Annotated in this window: 15 protein-coding genes; 7 read left to right on the top strand and 8 right to left on the bottom strand. The window is 36.6% G+C overall.

All coding sequences use genetic code 11. The features are described from left to right. Nucleotides 1-26: 26 nt before the first annotated feature. Nucleotides 27-701, bottom strand: a complete 675-nt coding sequence (locus HZI73_RS02710) for an SAF domain-containing protein (RefSeq protein ID WP_212696723.1) — start codon at nucleotides 699-701, stop codon at nucleotides 27-29. Between the two features lie 26 nt (nucleotides 702-727). After that, entirely contained in the window at nucleotides 728-2,296 is a 1,569-nt protein-coding gene (locus HZI73_RS02705; protein ID WP_212696722.1) for a serine/threonine protein kinase, read from the bottom strand. Nucleotides 2,297-2,833: 537 nt separating this feature from the next. Here HZI73_RS02705 and HZI73_RS02700 point away from each other — a divergent pair. The 3 genes from HZI73_RS02700 to HZI73_RS02690 are packed head-to-tail and all read left to right on the top strand — an operon-like array spanning nucleotide 2,834 to nucleotide 13,225. Then, nucleotides 2,834-4,198: an S-layer homology domain-containing protein gene (locus HZI73_RS02700; RefSeq protein ID WP_212696721.1), complete on the top strand. Its 1,365-nt coding sequence runs from the start codon at nucleotides 2,834-2,836 to the stop codon at nucleotides 4,196-4,198. Nucleotides 4,199-4,208: 10 nt separating this feature from the next. Next, the gene (locus HZI73_RS02695) at nucleotides 4,209-9,872 is read left to right on the top strand and encodes a hypothetical protein (RefSeq protein ID WP_212696720.1); all 5,664 of its coding nucleotides are present in this window, start codon (nucleotides 4,209-4,211) and stop codon (nucleotides 9,870-9,872) included. Nucleotides 9,873-9,889: 17 nt separating this feature from the next. Continuing rightward, nucleotides 9,890-13,225 carry a hypothetical protein gene (locus HZI73_RS02690; RefSeq protein WP_212696719.1) on the top strand — a complete coding sequence of 1,112 codons (3,336 nt, stop codon included), beginning with the start codon at nucleotides 9,890-9,892 and terminating at the stop codon, nucleotides 13,223-13,225. A gap of 282 nt (nucleotides 13,226-13,507) precedes the next feature. On the opposite strand, the gene HZI73_RS02685 is transcribed toward HZI73_RS02690, so the two are convergent. Together HZI73_RS02685 and HZI73_RS02680 are read right to left on the bottom strand one after the other, a co-directional pair. After that, on the bottom strand, nucleotides 13,508-14,785 hold the full coding sequence (locus HZI73_RS02685; protein WP_212696718.1) for an adenylosuccinate synthase: 1,278 nt from the start codon (nucleotides 14,783-14,785) through the stop codon (nucleotides 13,508-13,510). A 4-nt stretch (nucleotides 14,786-14,789) separates the two neighbouring features. After that, a complete protein-coding gene (locus HZI73_RS02680) occupies nucleotides 14,790-16,181 on the bottom strand; it encodes an NAD(P)/FAD-dependent oxidoreductase (protein ID WP_330619682.1) in 1,392 nt (463 codons plus the stop codon). A gap of 435 nt (nucleotides 16,182-16,616) precedes the next feature. On the opposite strand from HZI73_RS02680, the gene HZI73_RS02675 reads away from it, so the two are divergent. After that, nucleotides 16,617-17,267, top strand: coding sequence for an adaptor protein MecA (locus HZI73_RS02675; RefSeq protein ID WP_212696717.1), 651 nt, complete (start codon nucleotides 16,617-16,619; stop codon nucleotides 17,265-17,267). A 111-nt stretch (nucleotides 17,268-17,378) separates the two neighbouring features. Here the strand turns inward: HZI73_RS02675 and HZI73_RS02670 are convergent, their stop codons facing one another. Continuing rightward, entirely contained in the window at nucleotides 17,379-17,582 is a 204-nt protein-coding gene (locus tag HZI73_RS02670; protein ID WP_212696716.1) for a DUF1858 domain-containing protein, read from the bottom strand. Nucleotides 17,583-17,661: 79 nt separating this feature from the next. Beyond that, a complete protein-coding gene (locus HZI73_RS02665) occupies nucleotides 17,662-18,375 on the bottom strand; it encodes a GntR family transcriptional regulator (protein WP_212696715.1) in 714 nt (237 codons plus the stop codon). 300 nt (nucleotides 18,376-18,675) lie between these two features. Between HZI73_RS02665 and pflB the strand changes: the two genes are divergently transcribed. The 3 genes from pflB (at nucleotide 18,676) to HZI73_RS02650 (ending at nucleotide 22,073) form a co-directional block, all read left to right on the top strand. After that, entirely contained in the window at nucleotides 18,676-20,907 is a 2,232-nt protein-coding gene (pflB, locus tag HZI73_RS02660) for a formate C-acetyltransferase (RefSeq protein WP_212696714.1), read from the top strand. A gap of 60 nt (nucleotides 20,908-20,967) precedes the next feature. Beyond that, on the top strand, nucleotides 20,968-21,702 hold the full coding sequence (pflA, locus tag HZI73_RS02655) for a pyruvate formate-lyase-activating protein (RefSeq protein WP_212696713.1): 735 nt from the start codon (nucleotides 20,968-20,970) through the stop codon (nucleotides 21,700-21,702). A gap of 200 nt (nucleotides 21,703-21,902) precedes the next feature. Then, a complete protein-coding gene (locus tag HZI73_RS02650; RefSeq protein WP_212696712.1) occupies nucleotides 21,903-22,073 on the top strand; it encodes a 4Fe-4S binding protein in 171 nt (56 codons plus the stop codon). Between the two features lie 161 nt (nucleotides 22,074-22,234). Here the strand turns inward: HZI73_RS02650 and HZI73_RS02645 are convergent, their stop codons facing one another. Together HZI73_RS02645 and HZI73_RS02640 are read right to left on the bottom strand one after the other, a co-directional pair. Continuing rightward, on the bottom strand, nucleotides 22,235-22,846 hold the full coding sequence (locus tag HZI73_RS02645) for a MerR family transcriptional regulator (protein ID WP_212696711.1): 612 nt from the start codon (nucleotides 22,844-22,846) through the stop codon (nucleotides 22,235-22,237). A 173-nt stretch (nucleotides 22,847-23,019) separates the two neighbouring features. Then, on the bottom strand, nucleotides 23,020-23,541 hold the full coding sequence (locus HZI73_RS02640; protein WP_212696710.1) for a flagellar export chaperone FliS: 522 nt from the start codon (nucleotides 23,539-23,541) through the stop codon (nucleotides 23,020-23,022). Between the last annotated feature and the right edge of the window lie 16 nt (nucleotides 23,542-23,557).

Genomic DNA, 23,557 nt, shown 5'->3' with positions numbered 1-23,557 from the left:
TTAATGATGTGTACGTATACCTATCTTTATTGATACAGAAGGATAAAAACTTTCCCTTCTTCAACACTTTTTCTTAATGTATTAACGGTTTCAACGTCTACAATGACTTCAATTTCATTTATTTTACTGGAACCATTAAATCGTTCTTCTTCACTTAATGTAATAACCTCTCGGTTGGCGCTATCTTTCGTGTAAGCAACTGTTACACTTGCTATTGCCTCATCCTTAATCAGAGGTCTATATTGTTCCACATGATCTATCCCATCCCCAGACACTGGAGTCATTATATCCTTACTAATTTCATGAAAATAAATGGTATCGCCTCGTCTAAGGGAATTAGGATATGCTCTTAACCATTCATTAGGTAATCGGAATATATACTGACCTTCTTTTAATACCAATGCGGTATCTTCAAAATACTCTTGAACCAATTGTGCGCCTTCTGGGATATAACAATTAGCAGCTTTGCCTATAATATCGCTTAAATTCACAATTGCTCCATCAATAATCGTATGACCTTCTCTTTTATCATAAGCCACCATATCTTCTGTAATGACATCACTTTTTTTTACATCCTGTGTCAAGACTAACACATCATCGTATAGGATACTTTCACGCCCATATATTTCCCAATAGAAGATAAGTCCTACAGATATAGCAATTAGCAATAATCCCACGATGCCTTTTACGATGTTCTTCATATGAGCTCGCTCCTTGACCTGTTAATTTAGAATAATTTTCGTTTTCTCTTCTTCTTTTTCCATAATTCTTTCGGCATAATTTCTTTGTAAATTGGATCAAATAATGTATCAAATGTCCCTCTATACTTGGATAATTGATAAGGCACTTTCTTCTTATAGGCTGAACCGTATATCCATTCTTCTGGTAATCTTGGTATGGATAAATCCGGTTTTATCCCCAGATACTGATGCAGTTCTTTCTTGTGTATACCTTCATTGTCGTTATTGAGAATAAAACGAACGTTATTCCGCTTACGACCATAGGCCATTATTTTTTCAAATAGCCTGTAATTAGCCATAATTTCAGGAGGCATAGCATGATACATCACAAATATTAAGTCAAATTCATGTAAGATTGGTTCTATAAGGCTATAATGATAACCAATGTCCACAATGGAAATAAGAGAATCTTTTGCTGCATACAATAATTTGGTGGATTTATCATCGTCCCAATGATCAATAGGTTCTCTTGTTGGATCATGAATCAAATACATAATATCGTCTATTACAGTTATTTCATCTCGATAGATCATGTTATTGTTATTGATCTCTTGTAAAACAGGATAATAAGAAATCGTAGTATAATTGGATACTCCTATAAGATCATATATATACGGTTCATTATACGGAAATTCAATTAGAGAAACTAAGATGTTTCTATGGGCTAAAGCACTAGCCAGATTAACGGACAGAAAAGTAGAACCTGCTCTTGGTGTCAACGATATAACCCCTATTGTTTGAGGTTTGATACCCTGATAAAGCGTTTGTTTCTTATCTTCTTTAGGTTGAGCTAATGCGTCTAAATCTTGTTCTAATTCTTCAATGGATTGATAGCGGTCATCTGGATTAAAATTGGTACACTTACTGATAACTCTCTCTAAACCTTGTGAGTACAGACCAAATTCTCTAAGTGGTAATATCTTATAGGGCGGCTTGGATAGATTTCTATTTGTCGCCATGTAATAAAGTGTAACCCCTAGACTATAGATATCTGTTCTAGCGTCACTTTGCCAAGCAGAATTATATTGCTCTGGAGCTGCGTACCCATGAGTCCCTATAAGAACAGTATCCGTATCACCATGATTCTTATATTCTCTAGCTATACCAAAATCCACTAGCTTAATACTCTGGTTTTCTGTAATCATAATATTACCTGGTTTCATATCACGATAAATAATGGGGTATGGCTTTCGACTATGTAAATAGTCTAAGACTTGACACAATAATTTTCCAAAATGAATAATGGTTGGCTCATCAATTGTCGAATGCTGTTGTCGATATTCTTTTAATGTTACACCTTCCACATACTCCTCAATAATATATAGGTAGTCCTCATCTTCTTCAATATCTACAATACGTGGAATTAATGCATGATTCAGATCTTTCAACATACTGGGTTCAGCTAGTAAATTAATGACACTATCCTTCTTCTCTATACGTTTTATTGCCCACTTATTGCCAAGCTTTACATTTTCAGCTAAAAATACCCTACTCATGCCGCCTCTTCCGATTTCTTCTAATACCCGATATTTACCAAAGTGTGTACTTCCTACCATAAAACGTGTCTCTCCTTATGATGAGTAAGTATATAGATAATATCTTCTATATGACTGTTTATTGGTTGATAATACTATAATCCATCCTTATCTAACATAAACATATACTTATTTATTTATTTTATTTGATTTCTTTGTATTTTTCTGACACATAATCGTATTATATATGATATTATGGCGTTTGGCAATACGTTTTTGATGATTTTTAAACTTTACTGTCAATTATTAATGTTACCTTCGTATGTTTTTAATTAAATTTAATGCTAAAATTAAGAATATTTGATTGAAAAAATACTATGATTATAATAAAATAACATTAATACGTGTCTAATATTGATGAAATATCGCATATATTGGTAATTATTTTATTTACACCTTCTTTATAGAATTTTATTATTCAATCATGGTCACCTATATACAATGGAAATTGTACCACAATGACATACCTTGATAGCGCAATATATTATTAAATGATTTTGTCACAACTCAGACAAAGCACAAAAAAACACAAAAGAAACGAGAAAGGACGTATTCATCATGAAAAAGAAAGTAATAGCAATCCTACTATTAGCAGCACTAACCTTGAATGCAACATACACCTATGCAACTGAGGGTAAGAAAAAGTTATTCACAGATATTCCTGAAGAACATTGGGCTATCCCCAACATTCAAGAACTTGTGGACATGGGCGTTATCAATGGATTTCCTGATGGGTCCTTTAAACCTAATTTTAGCGTGAATGTGGACGCATTTATTAAGATGACCATCGTTGCTCTTGGGTATAAGTCTATTGAAAATGGATCACCTTATTGGGCGCAGCCGTTTATTGATAAGGCTATGGAACTTGGTATTATTGAAGAAAACCAATTTGCTTCTTATACCGAACCCATCACAAGAGAAGAAATGTCCAGTATCATAGCCAAAGCGATTAAGGATGAAGCCAAAGCAGATACCAGGAATCTAGTAGAAAACTGTGTCAATGATTTTTCATCTATTTCCTATACGTATGTAGAGGATGTAAAGGATGCATATGCCTTTGGAATTATTACAGGTATGCCAGACAATACGTTTAGACCACAAGATGAATCTACTAGAGCTCAGGCAAGTACCATTATTCATCGGATGATAGATCAGAAGGAAAGGAAGCCATTTGAGCCTACAGAACCATCTACAGATGATAATGGTCAAGATGGTAGTGGGTCAGGGGATGGCAGTAATAATAATGGTGGTTCAGGAGAAGAACCTACCCCTATAGAGTATATTCATAAGATTGAGAACGGGAAGGTTGTTTATAGTACGGAGAAGATTATGGAGATATTGAAGGGGTATCCTATTATAGAAAATATGGATTCTAATGATTTTGAAGAAAATAACAGGATGTATACAGACCAAGAATCTGAAAGACAGAAGTACGGTATATTGGCGCAAGATACAAAAGAATTTATTGAAAGTTTTTATGGTAAAAATTACATAAATCTTGATAAAGAAAAGGAAATCACTAAACTACTTTGGTGGTTTTATGATTGGGTAGGGTATCGTGGTGAAACGTATGCACCAAAAGATTTTATTACTCAATGGGTTAATGATATTGAACAATGGAAAATTGAACAAGAAATGATTTTCGTTACGGATAGTTATCGCATGGTTTACGGTACGAATAGAGGAAAAACCATTAGAGGACGTATGTATTTTAAATTCAATAGTCATGACAACCCAGATAATATTGTTGAAGAGATGAATTTTGAAATACCTAACCTGCAATTTAGTAAATGGTACTATATAGATGTAGATGTAACAATGTATCGTCCACTGTCAAATGCTCCACGTGATTGGAAATATTATGGCTATACCTTATATTCATATACTTATCTAAGTGAGTTAAAAGTAGTAGAAGGACAATGAGGTGTGAATCATGTTAAAAGCTAGTAGTAATAGAATTTTATGTTTATTTATCATATTATGTTTAACAATGAACTCATTTACTAATGTATTTGCTGTTGATACAGGAGGAAGTAACGCAGATATAGTAGATAATAAAAATGGAATACCCGTATTTCGTTTTTATGTCTCAGCCACCGCAAGTAATGCAAAATATAAATACAAAACCATTGGGTGGAAATTGAAGTTTACTCCTGAAGGGAAAAGCGAACCCGCCGTTGGTACAATGCCTTATACTTTTGAAAGTGTCAGTCAAAATAGGGTTGACATCAAACTGGAAGATATCTTCGATAGGACAAATTTACCTGACGAAGATAAAATGAGGGGCGGTAAAATTGAAATTGATGCCATACAGATCATTACCATCTATGGCGTCCCTATGGCATACGACAAAAAAACCGTCGATACCAATGCCATTATGGGTTGGGAGAATGATACACAAATCCTTATGGATAGTCATGACAACACCTCTTTAGGAAATCGACGTGTACAGCTCTTTACAAATGATGCGTCGGGTATTATCAACGGGTTACCCCATGGTATTTCGTGGGGCGATACGACAAAGAATAAAGATTTACCTAATTACTATAATAAGACATATGATTATCCACCTTTAATTGATAAAGCTTCATTCAATATTGACCTTGACCTTGAAGTAATGTCATCCATTGATGACCATACCATTGATATGTCAAAAGGTGAAGGTTCAGCACAAGTCCGTATTCATGCAAAAGCTGATATTAAAAATATTACAAGCATTTATACGGAATACTTAAATAACCCAAGTAACATTAGATTTATGAACATAACAATAGAGGAACAAACAAGTAAAAAGAAGCTAACCAAAACAATCACAAACCTCACATCTTTGAGCGGAACAGCAGATTTTACTTTTGATTATGTACCAAATGATATTGAAGATGGGGATAGTGACCTTGATGACAGTGTTACAAAAGATTATACATGTGAGGTTGAAGTAAGGTATCTCTATCATTATCGTGGGTATGGTTCTGGTTCGACCAGTGCCGAGCTGATTAAAAAAGCCCCTATCCCAGATGGTGACCCTTTAGCCATCCTATCCGTACCCGATCAAGTACTTGTAGACGAAGAAATCCTTGCCGATGGTTCGGGATCGATCGCACCAAAGGGTGCAACCCTAGTTAATTATTCTTGGGAAGTTGAGAGCGAACCCTTACCCAAGGAAGAAGGGAATAAAAGCATTACATTAACCTATGATGAACCTAAGACCGTTACGGTAGCCTTAACCGTTGAAGATAGTAACGGTAAGACGGATACTACCATGAAGGACGTTAAAGTGATTAAGAAAGCCAGTCCACCCCACAACTGGTCACCAGATGTTACCCTATCTGCACCAAGTATCGTTATGCAGGGTGACAGCTTTACCCTTCGTGTGGATGCAACGGATAAAGAAGATGGACCATTAACACCAACCCTTAGTAAACCATCATCCTTGGTGTTAAGTAGTGCCGTACATAATGGCGATAATACCTCTAAATTTATGCAAAGCGGTATCTTTACCGTTACCGCCAAAGCAACGGATAGTGGAGGTAAAAGCGATAGTGCCAGTACGCAAATAGAAGTGTGTCCACCAAAGCCCCTAGCCATTATTTCAGAAGACGGGGATTACAAAGTAGGACAAACCGTTGTCTTAGATAGTTCCAACTCCAAGGCTGTAAGTAAAACTTATCCCATTGATTGGACACTTACCAACTGGACTATCACACCCCTTGACAGCCTTACAAGTGATGATATTTATACCAAAAAACTTAACAGCAAAGAGATTGCTTTTACGTCTAAAAAGTCTGGTAAGGTAGAAATAGCCCTTACTGTAACCAATACACTTGGTTATTCCAACACAAGAACCATTGAGCGGACAATTCTAGCCGATACACCGCCTATAGCAGATTTTACACTGATAAAAAAAGTCTATCGGGACAAGGACAACGATAAAAAAGCCACTGTAAAAGCCTTTGATGCATCAACAAGTCCTGATGGTGACAGCATTACTAAAAGGGCTTGGTTCTACGCATTTGACAGCGATAACGACGGTATTTTTTCAGATGATACTTGGTATTATCACAACGGAACAAGTTGGGTAGATTCTGGTACAGCTTACTCTAATTTATTTACCTTCGCTGATACCGTAGACACAGGCAATCTCACCGATGTAACCGTAGAAAGTACTCATGTAGGTCGATACAAGTTTGAACTAAAGGTCTACGAAGAACACGATAACAGGCTTTTAGAATTTGTGGATACCTCTTACATCTTAACAGATGATACCGCAGACAAGCCAGGTGAGGAATGCATTGCCGAAATAGACAATATAGCCCCTGTTACAGCTGTAAAAGTGGATGTATCCAAAGATGAAGTCTATGATATAGTGGTCGTTACGGACTATAAAGATATGGATTTAATCACCCTTCAAACAGAACTTAATTTACTGAAAGCCGAAGCATTCGCTAACAATAAAGACTTCAATATTTATATGGTGACCGATACCAAGAAAACAGGTCAACAACACAAAGTTAGGAATTATTATACTTATGCAAGAAACATTTACTTGTCGTACTATTTAGAGAGTGGTTCATATCAACAGTCCATATCAAATGGAGGGGACTTCACGGATTATTATAACAATGATTATCGTTCATCAACCATTCAATATGAAACCACCCAAGGGTACACAACACCAACGATACCATTTCAAAAAGGAAATACCGTGTCATGGGAAAGAGGGAGTTTTTATCGGTCAGATTCAAACATGTATGGAGGATATGAACAATCAGGGGTAGAATTTCGGTTTTTTAACCCTGACAATAAAATCGCCACATTATCAACCAGACAGATTACAACAAATGGTTGGTATCAAGGGATTGGATTTTGTCAGATATGGGGAAATATAAGAATCGGTGGGGAAAGCGTGAACGTTACGAACCACTGGACACGCACATCCTCTTTTTCACCTCATGATTTCTATTATGATATACAGGGCATGGATTTCTCTAAAGTCGAAGACGTTCCTTATACCAAGGATAGCAAAAAAGTATTTTTATACTTTACTAAAGGTATAGGGTTAAATTATGAAAATGAGGCATATAACTATTCAGCATCAAGTATTGATAAAGACCTGATGGACTATCTCATTTACAACGATTTTGAAACCTATGTAATAGCACCGGATGAAACCACACTGGATAAAAAATTTGATAGCAACAATCATAGTTCAGACATTAGCAGCCAATACGCTACCTTACGAGAACTCGCTCATTGTTCAACAACACGTGGTAAATACATTATAGGGGATGTAAGTAGTGATTTATGGAAGGATCAGCTCATGCTCACGGTGAGGAAACATGTGGTCATGCCGAATAATGTCAGCATCGACAACAACGTCATGCGCTTAACCTTTGATGACGATTTTACAGAAGGGCAAGAGTTGGATTTGACATTATTACAACAGGAGTTTAAAATATCTGACCTTGTGGGGAACACGTTAGAATTACCTAAAATGGAATATGACATTAAGGTAGAGGATAAAGGCATTAAACCCTTATCCAGTTTGTATTTTTCTAACCCACTCCCACAACATTTATTAAAAGATGATATACAAATAATTAAAAGAACCAAAGAATTAATCATTTACAAAAAAGATGGCCAACTAAACGTTAGCATTACAGACGAAAGTTTGGCGACCACTAAGTTTACAGCAGATGGTGTAAGAGCCATTAAGGATATGGACTATACAAATGTAAAGGATATACATACTATATCAAATTTACTCGTCATGCTTTACAACGACGGAACTATAAAAGCATATGGTGATGTATATATCACTAGTTATATAAGCTATAAAATTGATACCACCAAATGGCGTAATATTAAACAATTAATATCCCTTAATAACTTGTTGATTGGTATTAAACATGATGGGAATTATATCATGATAGGGACTTATCGACAGTATTCAAGTACTTATCATCGCAATAATTATGAAGAAATTACTAGCGATACCTATTATGAGGGGCATGTAGTGGCACAATCAATAATGCTATTGTATCGGTCTGGTCATAATGGAAAGACTTATCATAGATTATTTGGAAATCATATTACTTTTTACCCTTATCGCATTGAAGAACTATACCATACAACAAACTATGAGGTTATATGTAATACACTTGACTACACGATTTATGTCCAACTCAATGGGAAATATTATCGTGTTGTAAGCAATTACGACAATCATTTAGAGTCACTAGATGAACTAAATGGTATGTCCATCAAAAGATTAATCCCTGTTGGTTACAGGGGATTCGTTGCGGTTAAATCAGATGATACCTTGTATTTTTCGAAAGCAGTCAAGGATACGTATGCAACAGCGGGTGGTTATTACTATGAAGTATGGACAAAAATGAACAGTTTAGGGAAACTGAAGAATGTTGTCCAAATAGAAAATGGCTTATGGCTTCAAGGTACAAATGGCGAGTTCTTTTTTGGGGATCGAGTTGCAGATGACACCTACACCGCTCGTTACCTAAAAATAGATGACATTAGCCATATTATCACTAATAATCTTGGTATGATTGTCATCATGAAAGATGGAAAACGATACGACATGAATCAATATGTCAATGCCTATAAAGTCCCTAACAATGCCATATATTACTTTGAGGACAGCAGGGGCGTTGCCTATATGACTTCCAACGGTTATTTTAATTCATCCCTTGTACCAAGTTATAATAGTCATTCTTGGTATAATTGGCGAAAAATCAGCTCGTATTTCGATAAAGTTATTAATCTAGGATTTCGTGTCATGATAGGCATTAAAAACGGTAGAGCATCCGTTTATAAAGAGGATAATTCCGACTATAACTATTTAAATAATGCTACTTATTATTCTGGCATTAAGGATATCCTTATAAGTAATGGCATCCCTTTACTTATTCGGGAGAATAATTACATAAACCCCATTTATAAAAACAGTCTTTCACAGAATTTAAACGGCTACTCGGAATTTAGAAATAACAACATATCGAAATTTGCTGCATGCTCAAAGTATCTTTATGGCATAGATACAAATGGGGATCTTTGGCGAACAGACCCAAGTGGGCTAATACTATTAGCAACAGATGTAGAAGATATGTTTCCATTGGATACCACTCTTGTTTACTTAAAGAAAGATGGTACATTATCTAATTACGGTGATGGCAAGCAATATGAAACATATGAAGGCATGCTCATAGCACCTGATTTTATCACCCTACAATTAAAAGGTACGACTCAAAAAGCCTGTATCACAACGTCAGGTGTACAATTAGATTATATCGGTGGTTTTAGTGATATGGTAGAAACCATACAGCCTTTACAATCTACACAGTTTCATATTGGTAACCACTTAGATGATGGGGTTGCGTACAAGTATAAGGTATTTTCTGATGATAAAACATCCGTGGAGGAAATTCTGGTCAATCAGCTCATGGACGACACGTGGACAGATGTACAGGACTTAGACATTGTACCCGTACAAGACGGTTACTATATTGGGGTGGTAGAAGTTAATGCGGAGAACAGAGCAATACGTTACAGCTACATGAAAGCCAAAGCCGAAAACTTATAGAAAGAAGGTGAACAGATATGAAGCATAAACTTCTTATTGGTATGTTATTTATCATCTTTATAACAATCAATATACCTTCGTATGCCAGTAGTACTATTACTTGGACAGGTCGAGAACCCCTACAGACCCAGTATACCTATAACATACCTGCCATGAAGAAAACTGCTGTAAAAGGCAGTCGCACAATATTTGCGGAGTGTACAGGTATCACCTTAGAGATATTGGACATAAGAACCTATGATGGTGATGATACATATTGGGAAATAAAATTCAAAGCAAAAGGAGAGCTACGAGCCTACAGCTATGATGATTATAGTTGTAGTGATGACACCTACTTTAGAATTAATGGGACGAATATCAGTTATGACAGATTTTCTGGAACATCACGTGGTGATGGACACACCAAGTACTATGATGGCGTAGAAAAAACCACCATCGTACGAAAACACGATTACACTAGCCAAAATAATCCCATGAAATTAAATGTGTATGTGAAGTGTTATGTCTATACCAGAGGGTATTATTCTCATGGTGATCCTAAGTCAGCACACGTAGAACATAGCAACTATATCTATCTCAACAATTCACCTAACCTAACAGCGGAACTTGACAGAAATTACATCAATGGAAACGACAGCCATTCCATAACCGTTAAAGGCAAAGTGTGGGATATTGAGCAAGATGATATCACTATAGAAGCCGAATTATTGAACAGCAGTTATCAAAGTATTGCTAAAAAATCGAAGTTCATTGCTATACCAAACGCTACAAGTGGACAGAGTGATGACTATACCCTTACATTTAATGCAAATGAGTTACCAACCGATACGAGTGGTTATATGTATGTGAGAATTTTCGACCACTATAAAGGTGGAACTTATAAAAGATTTCCGATATATATTGACCGAGTTAAACCTACTATATCAACAGAAGATACCTTTGTTCTGAAGGGGGGGAACAATTTAGCGGTTACCACCAATGAACAAAGTGAAGTATATTTATTGAAAAATATTATGACGTACAATGTTTATAATGATGTTTTAGACGCTGTATCTAATGATAAAGGTGTAAAAATTGGTGATGGTATCAACAAATCAACGTTTACTGTACCGGATGTGAATGGCTCCTATCGGTTGTTTGCAGTAGATAACGGTAAAAATGTGTCAAAACCATCATCAAGTATCGTCCAGATAGATAGTTCTAAACCTGAAATCATTGACATTGTCGTGGAAGGTAACCAACTGATATTTATTTATGATGATGCCATCCATAGTAAAGCACCTACAAGTACGGACTATTTACTACCGCTAGAAAATGTTGTTGCATCCTCTGTCTGCATCCTAGCAGATGAAGACAATGTGGATTATGAATTTATCTTTGATGACTACGAAGGTGATGAAAAATACACGGACAGGTTCGTATTCAGTGCCTTTGATAACAGCATGTTTACCAACCCTAACGGTATCCCCGATATTATCGGTCAAACAGCAAGCACAAAGAATGGCTTCCATGAAGTTGGTCAGTACACCTTGGAATACCAAGCACAGGACACCCCTGTTGCTGCAAGTGAAACTAGATTTGATAACTATCGAAAATGGGGCAATAAGAACCTTATACAGCTTCTTGTACACCGTACACCAATCGCCAACTTAACCATTAATGCCAGTCTTAGCAACAATCAATGGGTTATTAACGGTGTAAATGGTACAGGTTACGACCTAGATCATATGGACATGGCAAACAAAGGTATCCAAGATGATATGTATGAGTGGAAAAGAATCACAGATAGCCAATACACACCTGGTATGATACCAAGTACCCTTGCAGCAGTAGAAGGCGGAAAAGACGTGGAATACATTGTTAAGTACAAAGTACAGGACATTGAAGGGGCATGGAGTGAACCTGTAACCTTTATCATATCAGCAGACCCACCTATAGAGCTTGACGCTTCTCTAAAGACCGAAGATAGCACGTTTTCAATTTCTAGCATTCCTGCATCAGAGAATTTATTAGCATATGATGTTAAAACCATATTCAATAAGCTTCATTACGTGGATATGGCACTGTATAATAGTTCAAATAGCCTAGTCACCAGTTTAATACGTACACACTCCAATAACACAAGCTATGTATCGCAGAACGGCAATAAGTTTTACTGGGTAAATAAGGCAATTAACATCCCTGAAACGTTGGCAGATGGGACGTATAAGGTCATTGTAAAAGCTACAGATGCTAGTAACGCTCTTAAAACAGATCAGGAAGCCTTTACAGTTGTTGTCAGTACCCCTATTAATTTACTAGGGTCAATAGATAGTAAAGTCACTTATGACCGTACAACGACACTGACAGCCACGACAAGTATTTATGTAAATGATGTGAAGGTAACCTTATATAAAGGTACGTCATATGAGCGAACAAGTAATTTAGTCTACTCAAAAACAGTGGGTAATACTAAATATTGGACACTGGATTACAAAGAAGATCGAAGTTATATTAGTGAAGGTAACTATGTGGCAGAATTTAGAGCTACCACACCTAACGGTAATTGGGAAGTAGATGCACATAACTTTTACTTTACCCGTAATACACCTCCAACAGTTAACATCTTAGGCACAGACCCATCCTTTATCTATGAGGGGGACAAGGTATATGCTAATATTCAAGTAAACGATGTGGATTTGGATACATTAAGCGTAACCGTAAACCTGTCCAAAGACGGTCAACCCTTAACAGGAGAGGGTTATCCTAAGACCTATACCCAATCACCCAATATAACCAATAACTATGAACTTCTTGAAGTACTTCTTATGGATCATATGACACCAGGTAATTATGACCTTCATGTGTTAGTGGACGACAAGAATGGCGGCACAGCTACAGATACAGCCATCATTGCACCTTCACCACTATCCATAACTGGTCAAGTTGACCATCATCCTCAGTGGAATGATAATCGTATAAAATACAATCTTGCTATGACAGGTAAAGATGATGACCCTAGAACCTATGACACATACTGGGCAGGGGAACGCTTTATGTTAAGTGCTCAAACAACGGCTATCCATGCAGACAGCCGTTTAACGGTTTCCAAAGTAAGTGTTCATATCATTGAACCTGCCAGAATATCACCTCAACCCTATCAAATGAATCTATCACCACTAAGTAGCTCCACCAATAGATGGTCAGGTGAACTATGGAATAATACGATGATTTACCGTTGGGGAAGGCCAAGTCCTGAAGACCTTACTTTCCAATTTACAGTCTACTACAGTAATGGAACGGTCAAACAGCATAATGTTACCATTACCATTGATGACCGTGATGCTTATTATAAGTATCATCGTAAGTGGTAAAAGCCACCCAAATAGTAAAAGGGATTTTCCATAAAAAATACTTACACCGTGCATTAGAATAGCTTTCATGTTTATACAAATAAATTCCTATAATAGAAGAAAAGGGTATCTAAATAAGTTCCAACTTATTTAGATACCCTTTTATCACACATCATCTTACTATAAGGGCAGAATAACCCTTTTATTTTTTATAGCATATAAAACTTCCAGTCATGCTTAATTTTAGCATAATACCTTATAATCCTAGGTAACGCTCAACAACCACTATGTGCACTACTCCTATCAAGCATTCACATAAATATTCTGATCCCTGTTAGGACCTACACCTACCATGGTCACTTTAGCTCCACATAATTCTTCAACACGCTTAACATATGCTTTTGCTGTCTCTGGCAATGCATCATAAGTACGAATATGATCGATTTCGCCCCATCCGTCCATTTCTTCATAGACTGGCTCACATTTAGCCAAATCTTCTAAGCTTGCTGGGAAATCTTTGACCATCTCCCCATCTTTTTTATAAGCCACACATATTTTAATTTTATCAATGTTAGCCAATACATCAATTTTATTCAATGCTATGCTTGTAAGACCACTTGTTCTTACAGCAAACTTACCAATAACAGCATCGAACCATCCACAACGTCTAGGACGACCTGTGGTTGTACCGAACTCATGGCCAACATTTCGAATCATGTCACCTGTCTCATCAAATAACTCTGTTGGGAATGGACCTTTACCTACTCGGGTTACATAACCTTTCATAACACCAATACACTCACCAATCATGGTAGGTCCAATACCTGCACCTACGCACACGCCACCTGTTATGGGGTGAGAAGATGTTACATAAGGGTATGTACCAAGATCGATATCAAGTAATGTACCCTGAGCCCCTTCAAATAATACTTTCTTACCAGATGTAATCGCCTCGTAAGCCAGAACCGTTGTATCTGCAAAGTATGGCTTCAATCTTGCCATATAACCTTTGTATTCTTCAATCACTGCCTCTGCATCAAATTGCACATCTTGATGATAAACGTGTTTGATCATAGCATTTTTAATGGCTACGTTTTCTTTAATTTTACTGGCAAACAGCTCTCCATTAAGGTAATCACATACGCGTATCCCAGAACGTTCAGCTTTATCCATGTAACATGGTCCAATACCTTTTTTTGTGGTTCCAATATCACCATCACCACGGTAATCTTCTTTTATACCATCAAGGGTCTTGTGATAAGGCATAACCAAATGTGCTCTTAAACTAATCTTAAGCTGATCTGTGCTGATGCCTTTTTCATGTAAATGATCAATTTCTTCTAAGATGCCTTTTGGATCAATAACAACTCCATTACCTACAATACACTCTGTCCCAGGGTATAGAACACCCGATGGTACCAAGTGAAATTTATATACTTCGTCATTAACTGCAACGGTATGTCCTGCATTATTGCCACCTTGTGAACGGATGACTACATCTGCTTCCTCTGATAAAATATCGATGATTTTTGCTTTTCCTTCGTCGCCCCATTGTGCGCCGATAATAACTTTTGCTGACATATTATTACCCCCTTCGGTCTATAATTTCTCTTGCAGCGATGACACCTGACGCAGAAGCCTGAGCAAGCCCTCTTGTTACACCTGCACCATCACCTGCCGCAAACAGATTCTCTATTTCCGTTTCAAGTTGTTCCGTAAGTTCTATTCTTGAGGAATAAAACTTCACTTCCACACCATACAGTAACGTATGCTTGGAATAAACACCAGGTGCCACCTTGTCCATAGCCTGTAACATTTCTTTAATAGCAGTTAAGAAACGATAAGGAAGTACAAGACTAAGATCACCTGGAACAGCATCCTTGAGCGTTGGTCTTACCAGACCTCTCTTAAGGCGTTCTGCTGTGGTCCTTCGCCCATCTAACAAATCACCGAGGCGCTGTACAATAACGCCACCAGATATCATATTGGATAAAGTAGCGATATACTTACCATACTCAATGGGTGCATTAAATGGCTCCGTAAAGTTTTTACTGACTAATAGTGCAAAATTGGTATTGTCAGAGCGTTTGTCTGCATAACTGTGGCCATTAACTGTTTTTAACCCATCGTTATTTTCTACAACGACTTTCCCAAAGGGATTCATACAAAATGTCCGCACCCGGTCATCAAAAGAATTAGTATAATAAATCATCTTGGATTCGTACAGATCATCCGTTATATCCTTCATGACAACAGCTGGTAATTCAACACGAACACCAATGTCCACTGCATTATTTTTTGATTTAAGCCCTAATCGTTTAGATTCTTGGTAGAACCAATCGGATCCTTCTCGACCAGGAACTACAATTACATGGTTTGCTTCATATATATGGTCATCATCAAGCTTAATGCCTGTCACTTTTTTATTCTCTACGAGAATTTCATGGACTTTTTTCCCGAAAACAATGTCGATTTTATCGGTTAAAAATTCTTCCATTTTCCTTAATATGTCAAAGCACTTATCTGTGCCAAGGTGTTTTACACTAGCTGGAATAAGCGTAATATCTGCTGCTGCACATGCTTTTGCAATGGGGTATATTTTGTCCTCATCATTCCCGTGTACTTCTTGTGTGCCACCGAATTTCACGTAAATATCATCGACATAATGAATCAATTCCATTAACGCTTCCTTAGACATATATTCATCCAAAACACCGCCAAAAGCCGTTGTTAAGGTTAATTTGCCATCTGAAAATGCACCAGCACCACCCCATCCTGTCACAATGGAACACGGATTACAACGAACACATTTTGTACCTTTTTCTGCACTAGGGCAATGGCGTTTTACAATGCTTCTACCCTTTTCAACCAATAAAACTTTTAGATGGTCATCTTGATTAATTAGCTCCATCGCAGCGAAAATACCTGCTGGACCGCCGCCGACGATTATAACATCGTACTTATTATTACCCATCATATCACCTTCTATCAATTATGGTTGGATTAACATCCTTATAGGCATAATCCTTTAAAATTTTAACAGATTCAAAACATAAAATCAATAGAAAATCGAACATTTTTTATTTTTTTTCAAAAAATATTCGACTGCAAAATGACAGCAATATCCTCTTTACATTTTACCCACTTTTCTATTATACTATACATAAGAGATCATTTATATGTTGTAACCCACCTAAGCACTCTAGCACCTAAGCATTTTCCATTATGATTATGTCCTCTATTCTTTTGTACATTCCCATGTATTCCAAATATATATAGCCCGTCAAAAAGAATAAGGTTGATGCAACGATAATCGCTTAGGCATAACAATTTATAAAAGAATAATCTCATTGCAACTTTCTTTTTAGTAAGCACCTAGACATCCATATGTCAAATAGAAGGAAGTGATACTATGAAAATTGAAAAAATCAGTAATGCGCAAATACGGTGTACTTTAAATAAAACAGATTTGTCAACAAGACAGATTAAAATTAGTGAGCTAGCATATGGTACAGAAAAAGCTCAAGAACTATTCAAGGATATGATGGCTAAAGCTTCAGATGAATTTGGTTTTGAAGCTGAGAATGTACCTTTAATGATTGAGGCCATACCCCTATCAGGTGACAGTATTATGTTGGTCATTACCAAAGTGGATAACCCCGATGAACTGGATGACAAATTTGCATCCATACCCAAACAAAATGTTCGTAAGTTCAAAAAGAAAGAATCAGACCAAGAAGAGGTTGTTGATACTGGTAAGTCGACAGATATAAAACAATTGATTTATATGTTTAAAACCCTTAATGAAGTAACAAAAATTGCTAAGATTATATTACCAATATATGATGGTGTCAATTCATTGTATAAAAATGAACAGTCTAATGAGTATTATTTAGTATTGCGTAAATCAGAGGATACCCAAGATGCCTTTGTAGGTCTTCACGGCTTACTCTCTGAATATGGAAAAAAAATAACCGTTTCCCACGTTATGGAAGCTTTTTTACAAGAACACTACGATGTCATCATCAAAGAAAAAGCTATTCAAGTGTTATCCAAGCTATAAAGCTTACGATGAAGAAAGTTAAAAGATTATACACGAAATGAAGGGGCAGCCTTACGATCATAAGACTACCCCTTTATTTATGCTGTAAAATTATACAGTTTTCTAATGTGATTATTTGCCTTCTAAATGTGCATTGATTTTTCCCATTAAATCGTCTATATCCATGCCATGCACAAAAGCAGCCTCTTCAAGTGTCTCACCTTGAGCAGAAGGGCATCCAACACAATGCATCCCAGCTTCTAATAGAATCGGTATGATACCTTGATCTACCGCTATAATATCAGCAATAATCATATCTTTTGTTACTTTTGCCATATCTTTGACCTCCTTATAATCTAGGGTATACCCATTATAATATATATTTAATTAATTGACAAACATAATTTTATCTTACTTATACCCTCCGATAAATGTCCACATGATATTTATAGAGATCAGGGCGATAATAAGATTCTTCAAAGAAGAGTTTTTCATTACCTTCTATATAGGTGATGCCTGTAACTTTTAACAGAGCACCTTTTTTCTGCATATGAAAAGTATTCATCATAAATGTGTTGGCTATACATGCATCCATATCACAGGAAATATTTTCCACCTTATAATGATACTGTTTTTCTAATACTTCATAGAGTGATTCCTTAACATCATACTGGTCCAAATCGGGGCATTTTTCTTTTTCTATGTAAACGGTTTCAAGAGCCATGGGCAAATCATTACCTAATCGCAAACGTTTCAATTTATAGAACTTGGTCTCATAAGGCACATCCATCAGTTTACTAATCTCTTTTAGATTAAAAACAGTAGAAAATTCTAAAATCTGCGTACAAGGTGTAAATCCCCTTTCTCGCAGAGTATCTGTAAAACTTTTAACATTCCTCTGTAAAAAATGAGGTGACGATACAAATGTACCTCTTCCTTTTTCACGATATAATTTCCCTTCTTTAACCAATTCATTAATGGCTTGACGGACGGTCATACGGCTCATATTAAATTGTGTACATAGGGTTCTCTCTGAAGGAATGCGTTGCCCAGAGCGGTATTCTCCATTGCTAATGCGCCCCTCAATATCCTCTTTAACCAGCATATATTTAATTGGCATCTTTCCCATACGCTTACCCCCTCATACTATTCTAACATGGTATGTCCGTGTATTCAACCTATTCTATGGGTATGTACTATTAACTAATAATTATTATTTAATAAAATTCTCTTGACGTGTATACAGTATCCAGTATATAATGTCCATATAATTAATAATCCTATTTTTGAATTTTAACTTCTATATATAGGATACGATATTTTTACTGGTTTATATATGATGTATTCGTACTAAAACTCTTTTAGAGTTTATCAAATAAAAGAAACCTAAATTGAAGATAATAACCAAGTATACAAGGAGGTCATTCATATGCATGAAAGTTGGAAAAATTTTAATGCTGGAAACTGGGAAAAACAGATTGACGTCAGAGACTTTATCCAAGCCAATTACACACCTTATACAGGTGATGATTCTTTCTTGGCAGGACCTACAGACGCTACAACCAAGCTGTGGGAAAAAGTAACGGAACTTACAAATGAAGAAAATCGTAAAGGTATTTTAGATGTAGAAACAAAAATACCCTCATCTCTTACATCTCATGGACCAGGTTATGTGGACCAATCATTAGAAAAAATTGTTGGATTTCAAACGGATAAACCTTTAAAACGTGGTATAATGCCTTATGGTGGTATTCGTGTGGTACGTAATGCGCTAGAAGCTTATGGTTATAAGCTTAATGAGCAAACCAATGACATATTTACCCATTATCGTAAAACCCATAACGATGGTGTATTTGATGCCTATACCGATAACATGCGCCAAGCAAGACGTTCAGGCGTTATAACAGGTCTTCCAGATGCCTATGGTCGTGGCCGTATTATTGGTGACTATCGCCGTGTAGCCCTCTATGGAACGGACCAATTGATTGCACATAAGAAAAAAGAGAAAAAGCAGTTGGAAATGGATTACATGGAACCCAATGTCATTGTACTTCGAGAAGAAATCTCAGAACAAATGGAAGCCATCAAACAATTACAAGCCATGGCTGATGCTTATGGATTTGATATCAGTAAACCAGCTGCTAATGCGAAGGAAGCCATTCAATGGACTTACTTTGCCTACCTTGGTGCCATCAAAGAACAAGATGGTGCTGCCATGTCCTTAGGCCGTGTATCCACTTTCTTAGATATTTATATTGAAAGAGACCTGCACATGGGAACCCTAACAGAAAAAGAAGCCCAAGAACTGATGGACCAATTTGTTATGAAGCTACGTATGGTAAGATTCCTAAGAACACCTTCTTATAACGAATTGTTCTCTGGTGACCCTACTTGGGTAACAGAAGTCATCGGCGGTATGGGTATTGATGGTCGTACCCTTGTCACTAAAAACAGTTATCGTGTGCTCCATACACTCTATAACTTAGGTCCTGCACCTGAACCAAACTTAACTGTTTTATGGTCGGAGCAGCTGCCATCAAACTTTAAAAAGTACTGTGCGAAAGCATCCATTGATACCAGTTCCATTCAATACGAGAATGACGATTTAATGCGCATCTGGTATGGTGATGATTATGGTATTGCATGTTGTGTATCCGCTATGAAGATTGGTAAACAAATGCAGTTCTTTGGCGCTCGTGCCAATCTTGCGAAAGCATTACTCTATGCAATAAACGGTGGTAAAGATGAAAAATCCGGTGAGCAGATCGGACCAGAATTGGCACCCATTACCAGTGAATACCTTGATTATGAAGAAATCAAACGTAAATTCGATGGTGTACTGGATTGGTTAGCTCAATTATACATTAATACATTAAACATTATTCATTACATGCACGATAAGTATTGCTATGAGCGTTTACAAATGGCTCTACATGACAAAGATGTCTTAAGAACCTCCGCTTGTGGTATTGCCGGTCTATCTGTTGTAGCCGATTCCTTATCCGCTATTAAATATTCAAAAGTAAAGATTATCCGTAATGATGCTGGTTTAGCCGTTGACTATGAAGTAGAACCAGGAAGTTACCCTGCTTTTGGTAATAACGATGACCGTGTAGACCTTGAAGCTAGCGAAATCGTTGAAAACTTTATGAATAAACTAAGAAAACATAAAACATACCGTGACTCTATTCCAACCATGTCCATTCTTACCATTACATCTAACGTTGTCTATGGTAAGAAAACAGGCAGCACACCTGATGGTCGTAAAGCTGGGGAACCTTTTGCACCAGGCGCTAACCCCATGCACGGTCGCGATAAAAATGGTGCCATTGCATCCATGGCATCTGTTGCAAAATTACCTTACGAGCATGCAGAAGATGGTATTTCCTACACCTTCTCCATTGTACCAAAAGCTCTTGGTAAAGATAACACATCAAGAATTGATAATCTGGTTGGTATGCTTGACGGATATTTCCATGATAAAGGGCACCATATTAACGTTAACGTATTCGATAAAGAAACCTTATTAGATGCCATGGAACATCCAGAACAGTACCCACAGTTAACCATTCGTGTATCCGGATACGCTGTTAACTTTATCAAGCTGACACGTGAACAACAGTTGGATGTTATTAATCGAACATTCCATGAAAGAGCTTAGGTCAAACACACCTAAGAAATTCACTTCGTTTTTCTATAGCATAAAAAAGGAGGTTATGTCATGGATACAAAAGGTAAAATTCACTCCATTGAAACATGTGGTACGGTAGATGGCCCAGGCATTCGGTTTGTTATCTTTATGCAAGGTTGTCCATTACGTTGTAAATATTGTCATAATCCCGATACTTGGAAATTAAGCGATGGCGAAGAAACATCTGTAGAAGCAGTGATGACGCAGATTAAAAAATATACATCTTATATGAAATTTTCTGGAGGTGGTGTTACCGTGACTGGCGGTGAACCCCTCCTGCAACCTCATTTTGTAAAAGAATTATTGAAACGCTGTAAAGAAGAACAGATCCATACAGCTCTGGATACATCTGGCTATGTGTTTAATGACCACGTAAAAGAGGTACTGGATTATACAGACCTTGTTCTGTTAGATATTAAGTGTTATAACAAAGAACAGTATCAATATATCACCAGTGTATCCTTAGACCCTACCCTTAACTTTATGCAATATCTCAGTGACACGAAGAAATCAGTATGGATTCGTTATGTCTTAGTTCCTGGGCTAAGTGATAAAGAGGCATATATAGACGGTCTTGGCAAGTATCTTAGTCAATTTGACAACATTGATCGTGTAGAATTATTACCTTTTCATAAAATGGGTGAATACAAATGGGAAGAATTAGGCTTAACTTATGAATTGAAAGATACCCAAGAGCCCACAGATGCATCCATGAAACAAGCTATGGGTATATTAAAAAAGTATGGCCTCAATGTGATGGCTTAAAGATTCTATAACATGTCAATATACCCATTCTACACGGGTTAGACATCTATATAAATTTACAATTTTTTTATAATTAATGCTTGTATTATAGCTACTAATGGTTTACAATGTAGCTGTAAGTTTTATACAATGATAAACATGAGCGACTATAATTTCTTGTTATATTCGCTCCAATAAGAAAATTCAGGAGGTGCTCGAGAATGGCATTTATTATTAATGACGAATGTATTTCATGTGGAGCTTGTGAACCAGAATGTCCAGTAGACGCGATTACAGAAGGCGATGCTATATATGTAATTAACGCTGATACTTGTATCGACTGTGGCGCATGCGCAGGCGTATGTCCAGTAGACGCTCCACAACCAGAATAATAGCAGATAAGCTGACGATAAGATATAAAAAGGAGCATCAGCTCCTTTTTTAATATCTCGATATATCGATTCACGTTCTTTTTTAACCCAATCCCATTTTTTTATTTTTATCTCTCTTTTTATATTTTTATCTTTAAAACTCCAACCGATCCCTTGAAACTCTATCCCATTTTATTTTTTCTAAATTTAAATAATTTTCGACTTGATGAAGATGCTATCTCTTGTCTCATTTTTTGCATCTCTCTTATGGTTTCATCAAGTTTTTTGTAGCGTCTTTCTTCTAAAGCTTCTCGTTCTTTGAATAAACACCTCATTTCCCCTGCCACTTCTTTTGTTAATGTTTCCTTTAACTCTTCATTGTTCTCCTTAAGAGCATCTTCAAGCACATCCTTCAAAAAAATCTGAAATTGCTGAAGCTTGCTGCCTGTAGGTTTTGCCACCTCCATTTTCTCTTCTTGCTTAAAAACTGTTGTTACTTGGTTTCCATGTGTCAGTTCATGGCTAGTCCTATCTTGGTCACTTTCATGTTTCGGAAGCTTGTCCTCCTCTAAGATACCTGGTAATAACATCTTAATGGCTTTTAATTGAAGACCTTGATCCTTAAGCTTTTTTATATTCTTCAGTGTATTCAGATCTTCAGCCCGAAAATACCGATGTCCAAGTTCATTTCTAGGAATCTCTAATTCCAGTTCTTCTTCCCAGTAACGTAACACATGGGGTTCTACGTCTAACTGCTTGGATGCATCTGAAATAATGTAACGAATTTCTGCCATGATCCCCCTCCTAATTGTAAATCATTTCCAATTAAATACTATTATACCATATTTTTACAATTGTTCAAGCCTTTTAAGAAAATAATATAAGGTATTCATATAAATTTCTAAGAAAAAGTATAAATTGACATAAAAAAATACCCTTTCCATAAGAAAAGGCATCTTTTTCTCTTTTATGCTTTAAACCCTCTATCTTTTATACTGTTAACAACGGTTTCATTAAGTGTCCCTTTACCATAGGTTAAACCTGCATAGACCTTTTGAGCATTCTGGACAAGGGATTCACTACTTTCCTCTGTTGCAGCCTTACGAAAACCTTCTAAGAGTACCTCCGCTAGAACCTTAACTTCTGTTAATGGTTCTTTCTCAAGCTTTATAGACGATTCTATCAGCTTTTTATTCATGTAGATATACAATGACATAAGCTGTCGTGAAATAGGGTAAGACATGTCTAGATTATCTGTTAATTCACGATGAAGTTTATGAACCTTAACCATGGTTCGATTAAAATCTTCTGCTTTATCCTCATGAAGCGCTTGAAGGGCTTTCATTATTTCTTCTATAAAAAGCTCATAGGTAATGACCAATAACTGTTCTTTACTAGCTTGTATGATGCGATTCTGATAGGACTTCACTGTACTCTCTGTCATGATGATACATTTCCTTTCCATAGGTGAAATATGTCCGTTACTCATAATCAGGTCCTATACA

It is taken from the genome of Vallitalea pronyensis, from assembly GCF_018141445.1.
Lineage (GTDB): Bacteria > Bacillota > Clostridia > Lachnospirales > Vallitaleaceae > Vallitalea > Vallitalea pronyensis.
The sequence above is the reverse complement of the archived record's forward strand: the minus strand, read 5'-3'. Positions and strand labels throughout refer to the sequence as shown.

What these genes read in the sequence shown, in the direction of transcription:
- HZI73_RS02710 (WP_212696723.1), bottom strand. Translation starts at nt 701, where the DNA reads ATGAAGAACATCGTAAAAGGCATCGTGGGATTATTGCTAATTGCTATA.
- HZI73_RS02705 (WP_212696722.1), bottom strand. Translation starts at nt 2,296, where the DNA reads ATGGTAGGAAGTACACACTTTGGTAAATATCGGGTATTAGAAGAAATC.
- HZI73_RS02700 (WP_212696721.1), top strand. Translation starts at nt 2,834, where the DNA reads ATGAAAAAGAAAGTAATAGCAATCCTACTATTAGCAGCACTAACCTTG.
- HZI73_RS02695 (WP_212696720.1), top strand. Translation starts at nt 4,209, where the DNA reads ATGTTAAAAGCTAGTAGTAATAGAATTTTATGTTTATTTATCATATTA.
- HZI73_RS02690 (WP_212696719.1), top strand. Translation starts at nt 9,890, where the DNA reads ATGAAGCATAAACTTCTTATTGGTATGTTATTTATCATCTTTATAACA.
- HZI73_RS02685 (WP_212696718.1), bottom strand. Translation starts at nt 14,785, where the DNA reads ATGTCAGCAAAAGTTATTATCGGCGCACAATGGGGCGACGAAGGAAAA.
- HZI73_RS02680 (WP_330619682.1), bottom strand. Translation starts at nt 16,181, where the DNA reads ATGATGGGTAATAATAAGTACGATGTTATAATCGTCGGCGGCGGTCCA.
- HZI73_RS02675 (WP_212696717.1), top strand. Translation starts at nt 16,617, where the DNA reads ATGAAAATTGAAAAAATCAGTAATGCGCAAATACGGTGTACTTTAAAT.
- HZI73_RS02670 (WP_212696716.1), bottom strand. Translation starts at nt 17,582, where the DNA reads ATGGCAAAAGTAACAAAAGATATGATTATTGCTGATATTATAGCGGTA.
- HZI73_RS02665 (WP_212696715.1), bottom strand. Translation starts at nt 18,375, where the DNA reads ATGGGAAAGATGCCAATTAAATATATGCTGGTTAAAGAGGATATTGAG.
- pflB (WP_212696714.1), top strand. Translation starts at nt 18,676, where the DNA reads ATGCATGAAAGTTGGAAAAATTTTAATGCTGGAAACTGGGAAAAACAG.
- pflA (WP_212696713.1), top strand. Translation starts at nt 20,968, where the DNA reads ATGGATACAAAAGGTAAAATTCACTCCATTGAAACATGTGGTACGGTA.
- HZI73_RS02650 (WP_212696712.1), top strand. Translation starts at nt 21,903, where the DNA reads ATGGCATTTATTATTAATGACGAATGTATTTCATGTGGAGCTTGTGAA.
- HZI73_RS02645 (WP_212696711.1), bottom strand. Translation starts at nt 22,846, where the DNA reads ATGGCAGAAATTCGTTACATTATTTCAGATGCATCCAAGCAGTTAGAC.
- HZI73_RS02640 (WP_212696710.1), bottom strand. Translation starts at nt 23,541, where the DNA reads ATGAGTAACGGACATATTTCACCTATGGAAAGGAAATGTATCATCATG.